The sequence below is a fragment of the Arthrobacter sp. lap29 genome, from assembly GCF_032458965.1.
In the GTDB taxonomy this organism is placed as follows: Bacteria; Actinomycetota; Actinomycetes; order Actinomycetales; family Micrococcaceae; genus Specibacter; species Specibacter psychrochitiniphilus.
Genome location: NZ_JAUCEK010000006.1, coordinates 130808 through 146683, shown reverse-complemented (window position 1 = coordinate 146683; position 15876 = coordinate 130808). Strand labels below are relative to the sequence as shown.

The window sequence follows — 15876 nt, the reverse complement described above, 5'->3', positions numbered from 1 at the left end:
CTGGCCGTGGTGACCTATTCGTAGGAGGTGAGTGTCTTGGCTGAACGTGCGCCAACAAACATGGACGCTTCCAACGCCATCCTCACCATTCCCAATCTGATCACGGTGGTCCGTTTCCTTGGCACGCCCCTGTTTGTGTGGCTGGTCCTAGCCCGCGAAGAGTACGGATGGGGCGTCTTTGTCCTGGCCATGATGGGCTGCACTGACTGGATTGACGGCTATGTTGCCCGCAAACTGCACCAAACCTCTCAGCTGGGCCGGATCATGGACCCTCTCGCGGACAGGGTTGCCCTGGTAGCGGTCACCATTACGCTGGTGTTGGCGGACATCTTGCCCCTGTGGCTGCTGCTGCTGTTGGTGATTCCAGACGTGGTACTGCTGGCAGTAACGCTGTACTTCTTCCGTGGAGACGCTGATCTCAAGGTCACCATGCTGGGCAAGACGCGGACCGCCGCGCTCATGGTGGGTACGCCCATGCTGCTGCTGGCCAAGGCCCTGGATTCCGAATTTACCTTTGTCTTGGCGTGGCTGATCCTTTTCGCCGGCATGGTGATGCACGTGATCGCGTTCAGCCGCTACATGGTGGCTGTTGTGAGTAAACACCGAGAACTGCATCACCCCGCAGACGCACAGGGTGATGGCAGCCATGCCTCAGGACTGGGCAGACCATGATGTGGATTGCCGTGTTGTGCGCCGTGGCGGGTGCTTTTTTCCTCGCTTTTGGAGCTCAGCGTCAAGGCAGTGCCGTGAAAAGCAACACGGGTGGACTGACACTTGGAGGCTCAGGTTTCCTGCGTCTGCTGACCAATCCGCGGTGGGTATTGGGCCTGATTCTACTAGGTATTGGCACCGCTTTGAATGTGGTGGCACTGACACTTGGAACGTTGACAGTGGTGCAACCCATCGGGGCAATAGCCCTGGTCATCACCACTATTGTGAACTCCCGTGAGGAAGGCATCCGGCTCAACCGGGCAACGGTGGTTTCCATCACCGCCTGCGTTGCCGGTAGTGCCCTGTTTGTCCTTCTGGCGGTCAACGCCGTGCGCGAGAATACGCACGTCACCGCAACAGAGGAACTGACTGTTGTGACGCTCCTAGCCGTGGTTGTCTCCATCTTCGGCGGAACCTTCATTTTGTTCAAGCGGCGTCTGAAGTCATTCTTTTACATTGTCGGCTCGGGCATGCTCTTTGGTTTTGTGGCAGTTCTAACCCGCATTATTTCTAAACAGATCTTCGATCCGAACGGGCTTTTCCTACTCAACGTCCAATGGTATTCACTGATCGCCATTGCGGTGGCAGGAGGACTGGGCAGCTGGTTCGTCCAGAGCGCCTACGCCAACGGTCCTCCAGAATTAGTGATTGCCGGGTTGACGGTCATCGACCCCATTGTGGGAATTGCCATTGGAATTACCATTTTGGGTGAGCTTCGTGACGATGTACCCGCCGTGCTGGCGATTGCCATGGCTGGAGCGGCGATACTTGCTATCGTAGGGGTTATCGCGTTGTCAAGACACCACCCGGATGTTGTGAAACGGCGTCGAGCTGCAAAGAAATAGCAACCTCAACAATGAGCCAGCCCGCGGGCCAGTCAAGAATCCACCAGGAGCTTTATCAGTGTCATCAACTTCGAGCGAAAGCGCCCAAAAGCCGCTGACCATCTTGATCGCGGCAGACACTTACCCGCCCCACATTAACGGGGCGGCACAGTTCTGTCTCCGCCTGGCGACAGGGATGACGGCGAGGGGCCACGACGTACACGTCATGGCATGCCGTGAAGATGGTGGGCCCATGTTTACGCAGAAGCGCCCAGAAGCCACGGTTCACCGGCTGCGCTCACGGCCAGTTCCCACCCACGAATACTTTCGCGTGTGCCTGCCTTGGGAGATCAAGAGGGACATTAAGGCACTTTTTGACGTGATCAAGCCCGATGTGGTGCACGTACAAAGCCACTACATGATTGGCGAGCACGTAGTCTACGAGGCTGCACGCCGGGGCATCCGCATTGTGGCTACCAACCACTTCATGCCGGAAAACCTCAACCCCTTCCTGCCGTTCCCGCAGTGGTTCAAGAACATTGTGGGCCGGGTTTCCTGGCGGGACATGGGCAAGGTCATGAGCCAGGCCGATGTTGTCACAACACCCACACCGCTGGCTGCAAAGGCCATGCATGAGCACGCGTTCCTGCGCAAGGTGCTGCCGTTGTCCAACGGTATTGAGTCGGGCAACTATGAGCTGGCCGAGGGTGAAACAGCGCCCCGCAATCCGTACCCTACCCTTGCCTTTGTAGGGCGGTTGGCCGAAGAAAAGCACATTGATGTCCTCATCGACGCGGTTGCCAAGACGCCTGCCGAGCTGGACCTGCACCTGGTTGTGGTGGGCGGAGGTGAAGTCAAGAATGCGCTCAAGGCACAGGTGGAGAAGTTGGGGCTGTCCTCGCGGGTGACGTTTACGGGCCTGATCAGTGACGAGGAATTGCGTGAGATCTACCTCAAAGCCGATCTCTTTGTCATGCCAGGGACAGCAGAATTGCAGTCGCTTGTGACACTGGAAGCCATGAGCGCCTCCACCCCTGTGATCCTGGCTAACGCCATGGCTTTGCCTCATCTGGTAGATGAAGGAGTCAACGGCTACTTGTTCATACCCAACGACAGCGACGATTTGGCGGCGAAAATCACCAAGGTCATGAGTTTGCCGCCACAAGAGCGTGCTGCCATGGGAGAAGCAAGCCATGCGATGGTGGCTCGTCACGGGCTGAGCAAAACACTGGACACCTTTGAAGATATTTATCGTGGCGGAAGCTACGAGGATCACGCAGTTTAGCCCGTGATCCTCTAAGATCGTAGGAGTGCTTTTCCGCGGAATGAATTTTTCTTGGCAAAGCACCTTACATGGGGCCATAGCTCAGCTGGTTAGAGCGCGGGACTCATAATCCTAAGGTCCTCGGTTCAAGTCCGAGTGGCCCTACATGTAACATCACAGGCCAGGACCCTTTCGGGGGTTCTGGCCTGTTTTTTGTTTAACCGGCGTGAAAACCGGGGATATTCGTGTTGCCGAGGCCACCCGAACTAAGGTAAGTTACTGACGAGTAACATGTTTGGTTTTGGCCAGACAGCCAGTTATCCAACGATGAGTACAAGCAAAGGAAATCCCGTGTCCAAGGCTGCAGTAGATATCAACAACCTCCCCTACGCCGATGGTGACTTCTATGGGTTTGAGCAAATGCTCACCGCGAAGGAACTCGCACGCCTCCATGAAATCCGGGACTTCCTGGCACGGGAAGTCAAGCCCATTGCCACAGACTGCTGGAACCGCGCCGAATTTCCCATGGAGATCATCCCGAAGCTGGCCGAGCTGGATATGATGAGCCCCGTTCATCGCCAAGGGTATTCAAACGTGTTTGCAGGCCTTGCCCATGCGGAGTTCACTCGAGCCGATGCTTCCATTGCCACTTTCATGGGAGTCCATGACGGCTTGTTCACCGGTTCCATTGAGGCGCTGGCATCACAGGAGCAAAAGGATGCCTGGCTGCCGGATATTTACTCCCTGAAGAAGATAGGCGCGTTTGGGCTCACAGAACCCCTGGGTGGCTCCGATGTTGCTGGCGGCACCCGGACCACGGCTGTGCGTGATGGTGATAACTGGATACTCAACGGCGCCAAACGCTGGATTGGCAACGCAACATTCTCCGACTGGGTGGTCATCTATGCCCGCGACGTTGCGGATAACCAGGTCAAGGCATTCCTGGTTGACACCACACTCCCCGGCTACAGCGCCAGCAAGATTGAAAACAAGACGGCCCTGCGCACCGTGCAGAACGCGGACATCGTGTTGGAAAACGTAGTGGTGCCGCATGACTATAAGCTGGCTGGCGGTAACAGTTTCCGCGACACCAACAAGGTCTTGAAGGTCACCCGCCTCGCCGTCGCCTGGCAGGCCGTGGGGCAGCAGATGGCCGCTTTTGACGTGACCCGGCGTTATGCGGTTGAGCGTGAACAATTTGGCCGGCCCATTGCCTCCTTCCAAATGGTGCAGGACCAGCTCGTGAAGATGCTTGGCAACACGGTGGCTTCCACCGGCATGATGGTCCGCCTCTCACAGCTTGAGGACTTGGGCCAGGCCAAGGATGAACAGTCAGCGCTCGCCAAGGCGTTCACCACTGCGCGCATGCGCGAAACCGTGGCCATGGGACGTAGCCTCTTTGGCGGCAACGGGATCGTTTCTGACTACGAGATCGCCAAAATCTTCGCCGACTCTGAAGCCATCTACTCCTACGAGGGCACCTACGAGATCAATACCCTTGTTACCGGGCGCGCCATTACGGGAATATCCGCCATCGTCTAACCTTCTTGTTTGACTCCATGGACGCACCGGGTCATGGCGCCAGCGGCAGCAGTACCGACGGGCGCAGGTCCAGGATGAATTGCAAGGGATTTAGATAGTCATCCCCGCGCCGCACACCCCAATGCAGGCAAGAATGAGCCGGTGAGCTCTCGCAATGCGTAGGCCCTTCCATGGTTCCCAACTGCTGCCCTCGTGCGACGGCGTCACCTACCTTTAGTGGGGACGTGACGGGTTCGAAACTCAGCCGCAAACCATCTTCTGTGGCAAGGGTGAGGACCGCTCTCGTAACCACGACGCCGGAGAAACTCACCACCCCTTCGGTGGGTGCCAGCACTTCTGCGCCCTGCTCAGCGGCCAAGTCCACACCCCGGTGGCCGCTGAGCCACGGGTGTGGCGGTGGATCAAAAATGTGAATCACCTCCGGTTTCCCCGCCAGCGGCCAACCCCAGGCGAGGGAAACAGGTAGGGGAGTGGCCGAGGTGGTGCGAGGCGGTCCGTTCCCAAGCTGTGCGCCGGCTGAAGCCCTCGCCTCGGATGAAGCCAGGGTGGATGCGGCCAGCGCGCCGGGTGCCGGTCCAGGCAATAGTGCGATGGATAGCAGCACCGCTAGAAGCAGTGAGATTCGGCGCGAAAACAAGTTCATCCTCCCAGCGTGCGCCAACAGTACTCCCTACTAAAAGGAGACAGGCGTTCAATGTGGCTGACCCGCCGAGAAGTGGGGCTGTGGGGGAGTGAAAGTGGTAAGTCACCAACGCGGCGCTGTAGTAGCATTGACAGAGCAGTGCACTGTTTGTGCACTGACTACGCGCACCCCACCCTGATGAGGTATTCAAGATTTTTCTTGAATCCTGCAAAAGGATTGTGCCCATACGGTCCACCTTGCGGTGGTTCATGGACAGCACGATGGGTGCCAGGAGCAGAGGGAAAAGTTCGGGGAACCGGTGCGAAACCCAAGGCTAAATAACCGTAAATAACTAATAAGGAGCGTCGGCATGCCCGTCGTAACAATGCGCCAGCTGCTTGACAGCGGCGTCCACTTTGGACACCAGACCCGCCGTTGGAACCCGAAGATGAAGCGATTCATCCTCACGGAGCGCAACGGCATCTACATCATTGACCTGCAGCAGTCACTGTCCTTCATTGACCGGGCGTACGAGTTCACGAAGACCACCGTTGCACACGGCGGAACCGTACTCTTCGTCGGTACCAAGAAGCAGGCTCAGGAAGCCATCGCAGAGCAGGCCACCCGTGTTGGCATGCCTTACGTAAACCAGCGCTGGTTGGGCGGTATGCTCACCAACTTCCAGACGGTTTCCAAGCGTATTGCTCGCATGAAGGAACTCGAAGAGATCAACTTCGAAGACGTTGCTTCCTCGGGCCACACCAAGAAGGAGCTCTTGCTCCTCAAGCGTGAACTCACCAAGCTGCAGACCAACCTCGGTGGTATCCGCAACCTGACCAAGGCACCGTCCGTGCTCTGGGTTGTTGACACACCGAAGGAACACCTCGCCATCGACGAGGCACACAAGCTGAACATCCCAGTTGTTGCCATCTTGGACTCCAACTGCAACCCTGACGAAGTTGATTTCCCGATCCCGGGTAACGACGACGCCATCCGCTCCGTTGCGCTGTTGACCCGCGTTATCGCCGATGCTGTTGCAGAAGGCCTGATCGCCCGCAACAACAAGGCAACCGGCAACGCAGAAGCACCCGCTGAGCCCTTGGCTGAGTGGGAGCGCGAACTCCTCGAAGGCGACAAGGCTGCCGCTCCGGCCGAAGCCGTTGTTGAAGCACCGGTTGAAGCTGTTGTAGAAGCACCGGCTGAAGCCGCTGCCGAAGCCGTAGTTGAGGCACCTGCCGAAGACGCAACCGAAAAGTAAAAACTTTTCCCGGTAGCCCTGAAGGATTTACCCTCAGGGCTACCACCTAAGGCACCGGATACTGGCAGGATCGCACCGCTGACAAAGCGCAGCGGTCCTGCCAGAACTGGCCTATCACAGATTTATATACTCAAACATCTACACTGAGGGGTTCATATGGCGAACTACACCGCCGCTGATATTAAGGCTCTGCGCGAGCGCACAGGCGCTGGAATGATGGACGTCAAGAAGGCTCTCGACGAGGCAAACGGCGACGCCGATAAGGCCATGGAGCTCATCCGCATCAAGGGCCTCAAGGGCGCCACCAAGCGTGAAGGCCGCTCCACTGCTGAAGGCCTGGTTGCCGCAGCCGTTGAAAACGGTGTTGGCGTCATGGTTGAAATTAACTGCGAGACTGACTTTGTTGCCAAGGCTGCTCCCTTCATCGATTTCTCCAACAAGGTGCTGGCCACGGCCATCTCCTCCGGAGTAACCGACGTTGAGGCCCTGCTCGCTGTTGATGTTGACGGCAAGCCCATGTCTGAGGTTGTCATCGAAGCCGGCGCACTCTTGGGTGAAAAGGTTGCTATCCGCCGCCTTGCCCGCGTTGAAGGTGCAACCGTTGACGCTTACCTGCACAAGACCTCCAAGGATCTGCCTGCACAGGTGGGCGTACTGTTTGCCGTTGACGGTGACAACCAGGAAGTTGCACACGACGTAGCCGTGCACATTGCTGCCATGTCCCCGACGGTCCTGAGCCGCGACGAAATCGCTGCCGAGACTGTTGAAAGCGAACGCCGCATTGCTGCCGAAACCGCACAGGCCGAGGGTAAGCCCGAAGCTGCCATGACGAAGATCGTTGAAGGCCGGTTGACCGGCTTCTTCAAGGAAATGGTCCTCGTTGACCAGGCCTTCGCCAAGGATTCTAAGAAGAGTGTTGGCGCTGTTCTGGAAGAAGCAGGCGTCAAGGCTGTTGCCTTCGCACGCTTCCGCGTCGGAGCATAACTCCACATTTTTGTGCTGCTCATCTCCGAGCAGTCAGACGGATGTGACGAAGAAGGGGTAGCCGCAAACTGCGGTTGCCCCTTCTTTGCGTGCAACGTCGGATAAGATTTTAGACGCACCCCTGTGGGCCGGTAAAGCACCGGCTTTGGGTGCCAGCAAACAGCATCACAAACAACGGCACCCCGGCAATTGGTACCAGGCTAGCCCTGCTCACGGGCAGCCACGTACCTGTACCCACGGAAGGCATCATGACCACGAATATTTCGCAGACCGAGCAGAGCAGCGCAGCACCCGCAGAAGTGCCAGCCAAACGCCGTCGTGTGTTGTTGAAACTCTCCGGCGAGGTCTTTGGCGCAGGAAAATTAGGTGTTGACCCGGACACCATCCGCGGCATAGCCCAGCAGATTGCCAGCACGGTAGACAGGGTGGAAGTGGCTATTGTTGTTGGCGGCGGCAACTTCTTCCGCGGCGCTGAGCTCTCCGCATCGGGCATGGACCGTTCGCGTGCCGACTACATGGGCATGCTCGGAACCGTCATGAACTGCCTGGCATTGCAGGACTTCCTGGAGCAGGCAGGCGTTGACACCCGCGTCCAGAGCGCCATCACCATGGGACAAGTTGCCGAAGCGTACATCCCCCGCCGTGCCATCCGACACCTTGAGAAGAGCCGCGTGGTCATTTTTGGTGCTGGCGCAGGCCTGCCGTACTTCTCCACCGACACGGTTGCCGCCCAGCGTGCCCTAGAAGTCCACGCCGACGTGGTACTCATGGCCAAGAACGGTGTTGACGGCGTCTACACCGCGGACCCCAAGAAGGACCCCACGGCAATCAAGCTGGACACGCTCAGCTACGACGAAGCCATGGCCCGCGATATTCGCGTCATGGACCAGACCGCGTTCAGCCTGTGCAGGGACAACAACGTGAGCATGCTGGTTTTCGGTATGGAGGGCGAAGGCAATGTTGCCCGGGCCATCCTTGGCGAAGAACTGGGCACCATGGTTACCCCGTAAATATTGCCGGACCCGCTGGGCCGCTGGGCGCTGCTGGACCCCGGTCACGGTAGGATGGTTGAAGGATTGCCGTGGGCATGTGCCGCGGAAAAGTTGTGCACACTTATTGAGGGAGAGACGCGTGATTGAAGATACCTTGCTCGAGGCCGAGGAAAAGATGGACAAGGCCGTAGAGGTAGCCAAGGAGGATTTCTCCGCGGTTCGCACCGGCCGTGCCAACCCCGCCATGTTCCACAAAGTCATGGTGGATTACTATGGTTCACCCACACCGTTGCAGCAGTTGGCCGCCTTCGCTGTTCCGGAAGCCCGTACGCTGCTCATCACACCGTTTGACAAGACCTCTATGCATGACATTGAGCGCGCTCTGAGTTCTTCCGAGGTTGGCGCCAACCCGTCAAACGACGGCAATGTTATCCGCATTATGATGCCGGAATTGACGCAGGAACGCCGCAAGGAATACGTCAAGATTGTGCGCACCAAGAGTGAAGACGCCAAGATCTCCGTGCGCAACATTCGCCGCAAGGCTAAGGAACAGCTGGATAAGCTGGTCAAGGATGGCGATGCCGGTGAGGACGAAGGAAACCGCGCGGAAAAGGAACTGGACGCGCTCACCAAGGCTCACACAGACAATATCGATGAGTTGCTCAAACGCAAGGAAGTCGAGCTTCTCGAGGTCTAATGAAGGACCCCCAGAGCACGCCGGCCGGCTCCGATTCGGAGCCGGCCGCGTCAAATCCAGAGCTCAAGTTGGCTCAACCACCAGCCGAGTATCAATTCCCCTCACGGAAAGCCCGTCGCCAAGCTGAGCTGACAGGCATGATTCCCGTTATAGTGCCCAAAAACAGTCCGGCAGCAAAAACTAATCTCACCGAGAGAGCAACCGATAGTACGGACACTGCCACTGAATCCGGGACGCAAGAGCAGGAAGAGCCGGCAACTGCCGGGGACTCCCAGGCCAGCGCCCAGACGCAGGGACAGGTAGGCGAGCCAGCCGTGACGGCGCGTGGCAACGACGACACCCTGGCCAACAATGCCGAGGCCGTGGCTCCGGAGGAGATGGAACCCTCCCTGATAGCTCCGGGGCCCGTTTCGGCACTGGCGGTGACAGGTATCCCACTGATCCCCGTGCCACAGGGCCCCATTGGAGCAATGCCTGACGTTGCTACAACACCCAAAGCACAGCGCACCCCTAAAGCCGGCCGTGACTTGCCAGCAGCAATCACTGTGGGTGTCATTTTGCTGGGGTTGGTTCTGGGGTCCTTACTGTTCTACCCCGTGGGTTTCGTAGCTCTGGCCACCGTGTTCGCCTGCGTCGGAGTCTGGGAGGTGACGCGCGCCGTCACCGGTAAAGGGATTAAAGCTCCCTTGACCCCGGTAATGGTGGGTGCCCTGGCCATGCCATCGGCTGCTTACTTTGCTGGTTCCGAGGGCCTCCTTTTCGCCCTTGTTGCCAGTGCCGGTGCCACCGTTTTATGGCGCTCACTGGATTCCGAGCCGGGAGCTGTCAAGAGCATTCTGGCCGGTCTTTTCACCCTCATGTGGATACCGTTCCTGCTCAGTTTCGTCTTCTTGATGTTGCGTGCGGAAAGCGGCCCCACACTCGCATTGACACTGGATCTTGGACACGTGAACGCCGGCGTGGTGCAAGTGATCATCATGCTCCTTTTGGTTGTTGCAAACGATACGTTCGGCTACTTGGTGGGGGTGTTGTTTGGCAAACATCCCATGGCACCAAAGATCAGTCCGAAAAAGTCTTGGGAAGGTTTTGCCGGATCTCTGGGTGGAGCAACCCTTGTGGCTATTCCTGCAACAGTGTTCTTGCTCGATCAAGACTGGTGGGTTGGTTTGGCCCTGGCCGTGGGTATGGTCTTTGCAGGCACTGGCGGAGACTTCGCCGAGTCAATGGTGAAACGAGAACTCGGTGTGAAGGACATGAGTAACCTCCTTCCCGGCCACGGCGGGGTCATGGACAGGCTGGACTCCATCCTGTTTGCCGCTCCCGTTGCTTATGTGATCTTTACTGTTTTGGGCAGTTTCTAACTCTAGAAACCCGTGCTTTGCAGCGTATGTTGCACCTCTAACGAGAAATGTTCAAGGAATGACTGTGACTGTGGAAGAAACACACCGGACCAACTCCAAGTTCAAATTGGTGGGTCCCAAGGAAGTTGGATACAACGTCAAGCAAGTAGACGTGTTCTTGGAACGTGCCCGCGCCTACTTCCTCAACACTGATACGCAGGGCAAGGCAATCACCAGCTATGACGTGCGTACGGCCTCTTTTGATCCGGCCCGCGGAGGGTACAGCGCCCTGGCGGTGGATGCGGCCATGGATCGGATTGAAGACGAGTTTGTGTTGCGTGAGAAGGAACTGCTCATCGCCTCTGAGGGTGAAAAAGCGTGGATGATGAAGATCGGCAAGACGGCGTCGGTACTGCGTGGACGGCTGCACCGCCCCGACGGGGAACGCTTCCGCCGCCCGGCAAGACGCAACGCGCAAAGCTACACCATTGAAGATGTGGACGTGCTGTGCCGTGAACTTCTGGTCTACATCGAAGACAACGGCGAGCTGAGCGTAGATGTAGTCAGGCGTGCGGTGTTCGCCCCGGCAAAGGGAACCGACGGTTATGAAGAAAGCCAAGTTGACGCCTTCCTTGACCGGGTTGTTGAGCTCATGGCCTCGATTGACCCGGTGCCCGGCAAATGAAGTCCGGCCAGTAACACCCAGCAAGCAAGCACTTCCCGAAGCCCCCGCTCAACCAGCCTGAGTCAACCGGCCTGTGAGCGGGGGTTTTCTTGTGCCAGCGGCCGTTCCGGCACATGGAGCTTAGTCATGAACCGGGAGAGTGAGGCGCTGCGCCGGTGTTTTGTGGCTTTGGAGACCAGGATGGTGACCAGGAATGCTGCCGGGACAGTCCATGCGGCGGGCTGGGTCAGCACATCACGCCACGGTGAATTGTGCGCCACCCCGGAGCCAAGAAGTATTGCGGCACCGCACAGCAGCCCGCCGGTGAGCATTCCGGCCACGGCACCGGCGTCGGTAAGCCCGCGCCACCAGATACCCAACAGCAGCAGTGGGCAAATGGTGGAGGCAGTGAATGCAAACACAAGTCCCACACTTCCCGCCAACGCCAGTGAGTCTGTCATCATGGCAAAACCAAACGGGACGACGGCGGCAAGCACGGCTGCGAGTCGGAATCCCCTGACGCTTCCCCCCAGGAGATCCTGGCTAATGACGCCGGCCAGGGAGACCACTAAACCTGAGGTAGTTGATAGGAATGCGGCAAAGGCGCCAGCTACCACCAACGCGGACAGCATGTCACCGGCCACGCCTCCTACGAGTGTGCCCGGGATCAGTAGCACCGTGGCGTCAGGGGACTCCCCGGCTCCTGGCATTGGCAGAAACGCTCGTCCCAGCACCCCGTAGATAGTGGGGAAGAGATAAAAAATAGTGAGGAGTCCCAAAACGATCAAGGTGGTGCGCCGGGCAGCAGCGCCGTTGGGGTTGGTATAGAAACGGACTAGGACGTGAGGCAGTCCGAGGGTGCCAAAGAGCAAGGCGATGAGCAAGGAAAAGGTGCGGTAGCTTGAATCGCCCGTGATGGGAGCGGCTGGGGGGAACAGTTCCGTGCCGGTCTGCAGGACGGTTCCGGGGCCCTCGCCTGCCAGCATCAGGAGGATGAAGATGGCGGGAACGGCTAGGGCAGTGAGCTTAAGCCAGTATTGAAAGGCCTGCACAAAGGTTATTGAGCGCATGCCGCCCGTGACCACTGTCAGAACCACAACCACTACTACGACGCCGGCCCCAACCCATGAAGGCAGCCCCGTGGTAGTGCGTATGGTCAGCGCTGCCCCATGTAATTGCGGCACAATGTAAAACCAGCCGACTATGACCACCAGAACACTTGTGACATAGCGGGCTGTTGTGGACTCGAGTCTGGCCTCGGCGAAATCCGGAATGGTGTAAGCCCCTGAGCGGCGCAGGGGAGCGGCCACAAAGAACAACAGCATGAGGTATCCGGCGGTGTAACCGATGGGGAACCACAGGGCATCGATTCCGGAAATGACGATGAGTCCGGCGATGCCTAGAAAACTGGCGGCGGAGAGATATTCTCCGCCAATGGCGGAGGCGTTCCACCAGGGGCGCACTGTGCGGGAAGCTACGTAGAAATCACTGGTGGTCCGGGAGACTCGCAGCCCGTAAAAGCCAATAAGGGCTGTTGTGACGGAGACAAGAATCAGGGCCGTGTAGCCAATGCTCGGATTCATTTCTCCTCCACAAGGTCCCGGTACTGGGCCTCATTTTTGGTGGCCGCACGAACATAGAGCCAGGCGCAGACACCGATGATGGGGTAGGCGCCCACTCCAAGGAGAAGCCACGGTGCGGGGATACCCATAATGCGCCACTGTGAAAAGAATGGCACCCAACTCACCAGCACCCAGCAGAAAAGCAGGGACGCCATGAATCCTGCGGTCACCACTAAGGCAAGGCGCAATTGCGAACGGATCAGTGACTGCACCATGATCTCGCCCACGGCCGATTGTTCGGCAACCTCTTGTGAAACTGAGGTTGTGGCGGGAAGATGGGGGGCTTGGGTGCGCGGGGCTGACACCCGGACCCTGCCGGGCGCTGGGGGGCGGCCGGGGCCAAGGCTCACGGAGCGGGCCGCACGCGGGTGGCCTGCAAATGGTCGCGGAGGACGGGCACGTGCCTGCGACTGACAGGAAGAACTGCACTGCCCACTGACACGGTGGGTTTTGCGGTGCTGAGCCGCAAAGCAGTGACAAATTGCATGCATACCAGATAGGAGCGGTGAATACGTAAGAATCCGGCCTCGGCCCAGCGTTGTTCAAGATCTGCCAGTGGGACACGGATCAAATAGCTGGCCTCGGCTGTGTGCAGCCGGGCGTAGTCGCCCTGCGCCTGCACGAACTTGACCTCGTCCAAGCGGATGATCCGGCTGATCCCGCCTTGGTCTACTGTGATCATTTCTACTTCGTCGACGGCGGCCGGGTGTGCCACAAGTTCCACTACCCTGTCCACCGTCCGGGTCAAGCGTTCCGTGCGTAGTGGCTTAAGCAGGTAGTCAATGGCGGCGAGCTCAAAGGCTTCGAGGGCACGGTCGTCATCGGCCGTCACAAACACGACGACCGGCGGGTTGGGGCGCTGGCCAATGAGCTCGGCTAGTTCCAGCCCGGACAGCCCTGGCATGTGGATGTCCAAGAACACGGCATCCACCTCATGTGCCGCCAAGAGATCGAGGGCTTCGGCCCCGCCCATGGCTTGGTGGATGGTGCCGACACGGGGGTCCCGGCCCAACAGAAACGCCAATTCCTCGATAGCAGGCAACTCGTCGTCAGCAACAAGCACATTGATCATGGGGCTAAGCCTAACCGCCGAGGGGCCCCGCCCGAGCGAAGCGAGGGGTGGGGAGGCGGAGAGGCGCTAACCGCGGAAGGGGCCCCGCCCGAGCGAAGCGAGGGGTGGGGAGGCGGAGAGGCGCTAACCGCGGAAGGGGCCCCGCCCGAGCGAAGCGAGGGGTGGGGAGGCGGAGAGGCGCTAACCGCGGAAGGGGCCCCGCCGGAGCGAAGCGAGGGGTGGGGAGGCGGAGAGGCGCTAACCGCGGAAGGGGCCCCGCCGGAGCGAAGCGAGGGGTGGGGAGGCGGAGAGGCGCTAACCGCGGTAGGGCGCTGAGCCGTGTTGAAGTGTTGACATGTGCTGCGGGTGCTTGCTTTGATGGCGGGATGATGAAGGAAGCTGATGTGGCGTTGTGGCGTTTAGTCCATGATGAGCGCCAAGCACTGATTGCGGATCTGGAGCCATTGGCCTCCACCTCATGGCTTAGTGCCTCCACCTGCCCGGGGTGGAATGTCCATGATGTGCTGGCCCATCTCGTGGACACGGCAAAAACCACCCGTCTGAGCTTCATGCGGGACATGCTGGCTGCTCGCTTTGATTTTGACCGCGCCAATGCTGTTGGCGTAGCGAGGGAGAAGGCCCAAGACCCGCAGGAGACGCTCGCCGAGTTCCGTGCTGTGCGTTTGCGCACCTCTTCTCCACCGGCACCTTTAGCCACCCGCCTAGTGGAGGCGTTCGTGCATGGGGAGGACATCCGCGGCCCGTTGGGGATTGACCGGGACTACCCGGCTGAGAACGTTGCCACGGCCTTGGCATATCAGCTGAAGACCTCAGTGAAGATGGGCGGTGGGAAGGAACTGGCCAAGGGGTGGCACATGATGGCTACGGATACCGTGTTCAGCCATGGTGCCGGCGCCGAGGTTCGAGCTAGTGCCATGGCACTTTTGCTGGCAGTTTCCGGCCGTCCGGTGGCCGTCACCGAATTCAGCGGTGCAGGGGCGGAAACATTCGCAGCAACGCTCTAAACCCAGCGAGTTTGGTAGCGTCAAATAAACGGTGCGGAGTCGATTTTTTAGGCGTCGTGTCCGGGCTGGTTCTTGGGCACCGTCATGGTGATCAGCATCCCGTGGCCCACCCCTGTGTCAATGGTGAGGCCGTGGTCGTCCCCGTAGACCTGCCGCAGCCGGGTATCGACGTTGCGCAACCCTACATGGGTGCCGTCCTGCTGGCCTGCCAACACAAGGCGCAGTTGCTCCGGATCCATCCCCACGCCGTCGTCCTCAATGGTGACTTCCGTGTAGGCGCCTAAATCACGGGCTCCGATCTGCACCAGCCCTTTGCCCACCTTGGCCTCGATACCGTGCCGGACAGCATTCTCCACGAGTGGTTGCAGGCTCAGGAAGGGAATGACGGTACTCAGGACCTCCGGGGCAATCTGCAAGCTGACCTGAAGCCTGTCCCCGAAGCGGGCGTTCTCCAGCAGCAGGTAGCGGTCAATGCAGCGCAGTTCCTCGGCAAGCGTGGTGAAATCACCGTGCCGGCGGAACGAGTAGCGAGTGAAATCGGCGAATTCCACCACCAGATCCCGGGCCCGCTGCGGATCAGTATTGATGAAGGAAGCAATGGCATTGAGCGAGTTGTAAATGAAATGCGGGCTGATTTGGGCGCGCAGGGCACGCACTTCCGCCTCTGCCAGGAGCGTGCGGGAGGAAGTAAGCTCAGCCAGCTCCAACTGGGCGGACACCCACGCAGCAACCTCGTTGGTGGCCCGGACAAGCCCCGCACTGGGTGACTTGGACAAGATGATCACGGTTCCTACAGCCCGTGAATCTACTTTGAGTGGGCAGATCACGGCAGCTTTGAGTTCACCGTCCGGGGGTAGCCCCAGCGATTCGCGCAAGGTCTTATCCAGCGTGGCCACCTGGGTGCGGCCGTTGCTCAGTGCCTTTGCTGCCAAGGCCATGACCACCTCGGAGGTAGGTTCGCGCGCTGTGGTGCCTGTCCCATCCCACGCCAAGAGGCGGGCGCCGTCGGTCATGGCAAAGGCTGCACAGTTGAGCAATGCGCGCAACTGTTTGCTCGCTTTGAGGGCGCCGGCCGGTTCCAGCCCGTCACGCAGTTGTTCACCGGCGGCTGCCGCTGAGTGCAGGGCGGCGAACGTTGCATGTTCGGCGTCGGTGCCCAATTCGCGGTAAGAACGCGAGAGCCGGAACCCTACTAAAGCAACAACGGCGACGGCGGCCACCACGGCTGCAATGGCGATGACCAGCAGGAGCGTGGAGTCGCTCAGAACAGGAGAAGACAT

The 15876-nt window shown here is 59.1% G+C and carries 16 protein-coding genes and 1 tRNA gene; 12 read left to right on the top strand and 5 right to left on the bottom strand.

Features of this window, described 5'->3' with window-relative positions:
* The first annotated feature begins 27 nt into the window (after window positions 1-27).
* The 5 genes from RY113_RS12050 to RY113_RS12030 all read left to right on the top strand — a co-directional run bounded on the left by RY113_RS12050 (window position 28) and on the right by RY113_RS12030 (window position 4341).
* Window positions 28-672 (top strand): CDP-alcohol phosphatidyltransferase family protein, encoded by a 645-nt coding sequence (locus RY113_RS12050; RefSeq protein ID WP_315914749.1) that lies wholly within the window; start codon window positions 28-30, stop codon window positions 670-672.
* Entirely contained in the window at window positions 669-1556 is an 888-nt protein-coding gene (locus tag RY113_RS12045; RefSeq protein ID WP_315914748.1) for a DMT family transporter, read from the top strand. The genes RY113_RS12050 and RY113_RS12045 overlap by 4 nt, the downstream gene beginning before the upstream one ends.
* Before the next feature lie 58 nt (window positions 1557-1614).
* A complete protein-coding gene (locus RY113_RS12040; RefSeq protein WP_110104419.1) occupies window positions 1615-2820 on the top strand; it encodes a glycosyltransferase in 1206 nt (401 codons plus the stop codon).
* A gap of 70 nt (window positions 2821-2890) precedes the next feature.
* A tRNA-Ile gene (locus RY113_RS12035) sits at window positions 2891-2964 on the top strand.
* A 162-nt stretch (window positions 2965-3126) separates the two neighbouring features.
* Complete coding sequence (locus tag RY113_RS12030; RefSeq protein WP_110104899.1) at window positions 3127-4341, top strand: acyl-CoA dehydrogenase family protein; 1215 nt, start codon at window positions 3127-3129, stop codon at window positions 4339-4341.
* Window positions 4342-4372: 31 nt separating this feature from the next.
* On the opposite strand, the gene RY113_RS12025 is transcribed toward RY113_RS12030, so the two are convergent.
* Window positions 4373-4984, bottom strand: coding sequence for a M23 family metallopeptidase (locus RY113_RS12025; protein WP_315914747.1), 612 nt, complete (start codon window positions 4982-4984; stop codon window positions 4373-4375).
* A 349-nt stretch (window positions 4985-5333) separates the two neighbouring features.
* On the opposite strand from RY113_RS12025, the gene rpsB reads away from it, so the two are divergent.
* The 6 genes from rpsB (at window position 5334) to RY113_RS11995 (ending at window position 10919) form a co-directional block, all read left to right on the top strand.
* A complete protein-coding gene (rpsB, locus tag RY113_RS12020) occupies window positions 5334-6221 on the top strand; it encodes a 30S ribosomal protein S2 (RefSeq protein ID WP_110104417.1) in 888 nt (295 codons plus the stop codon).
* A 156-nt stretch (window positions 6222-6377) separates the two neighbouring features.
* A complete protein-coding gene (gene tsf / locus RY113_RS12015) occupies window positions 6378-7205 on the top strand; it encodes a translation elongation factor Ts (RefSeq protein ID WP_315914746.1) in 828 nt (275 codons plus the stop codon).
* A gap of 248 nt (window positions 7206-7453) precedes the next feature.
* The gene (gene pyrH, locus RY113_RS12010; RefSeq protein WP_110104898.1) at window positions 7454-8215 is read left to right on the top strand and encodes a UMP kinase; all 762 of its coding nucleotides are present in this window, start codon (window positions 7454-7456) and stop codon (window positions 8213-8215) included.
* Window positions 8216-8336: 121 nt separating this feature from the next.
* Window positions 8337-8894: a ribosome recycling factor gene (frr, locus tag RY113_RS12005; protein ID WP_110104415.1), complete on the top strand. Its 558-nt coding sequence runs from the start codon at window positions 8337-8339 to the stop codon at window positions 8892-8894.
* A gap of 470 nt (window positions 8895-9364) precedes the next feature.
* Window positions 9365-10255 carry a phosphatidate cytidylyltransferase gene (locus RY113_RS12000; RefSeq protein WP_315914831.1) on the top strand — a complete coding sequence of 297 codons (891 nt, stop codon included), beginning with the start codon at window positions 9365-9367 and terminating at the stop codon, window positions 10253-10255.
* A 64-nt stretch (window positions 10256-10319) separates the two neighbouring features.
* Window positions 10320-10919, top strand: a complete 600-nt coding sequence (locus RY113_RS11995) for a DivIVA domain-containing protein (protein WP_373366676.1) — start codon at window positions 10320-10322, stop codon at window positions 10917-10919.
* A 62-nt stretch (window positions 10920-10981) separates the two neighbouring features.
* Here the strand turns inward: RY113_RS11995 and RY113_RS11990 are convergent, their stop codons facing one another.
* Genes RY113_RS11990 through RY113_RS11980 form a run of 3 tightly spaced genes read right to left on the bottom strand, consistent with a single transcriptional unit; the run spans window position 10982 to window position 13592 of the window.
* Window positions 10982-12481, bottom strand: coding sequence for a cation acetate symporter (locus tag RY113_RS11990; protein ID WP_315914745.1), 1500 nt, complete (start codon window positions 12479-12481; stop codon window positions 10982-10984).
* Window positions 12478-12870, bottom strand: a complete 393-nt coding sequence (locus RY113_RS11985) for a hypothetical protein (protein ID WP_110104412.1) — start codon at window positions 12868-12870, stop codon at window positions 12478-12480. Before RY113_RS11985 ends, RY113_RS11990 begins: the two co-directional genes overlap by 4 nt.
* Window positions 12867-13592: a LytTR family DNA-binding domain-containing protein gene (locus tag RY113_RS11980; RefSeq protein WP_110104411.1), complete on the bottom strand. Its 726-nt coding sequence runs from the start codon at window positions 13590-13592 to the stop codon at window positions 12867-12869. Before RY113_RS11980 ends, RY113_RS11985 begins: the two co-directional genes overlap by 4 nt.
* Before the next feature lie 365 nt (window positions 13593-13957).
* Here RY113_RS11980 and RY113_RS11975 point away from each other — a divergent pair, with 365 nt between their 5' ends.
* A complete protein-coding gene (locus RY113_RS11975; protein WP_315914744.1) occupies window positions 13958-14596 on the top strand; it encodes a maleylpyruvate isomerase family mycothiol-dependent enzyme in 639 nt (212 codons plus the stop codon).
* A 47-nt stretch (window positions 14597-14643) separates the two neighbouring features.
* Here the strand turns inward: RY113_RS11975 and RY113_RS11970 are convergent, their stop codons facing one another.
* Window positions 14644-15861: a sensor histidine kinase gene (locus RY113_RS11970; protein WP_373366715.1), complete on the bottom strand. Its 1218-nt coding sequence runs from the start codon at window positions 15859-15861 to the stop codon at window positions 14644-14646.
* Window positions 15862-15876 lie beyond the last annotated feature (15 nt).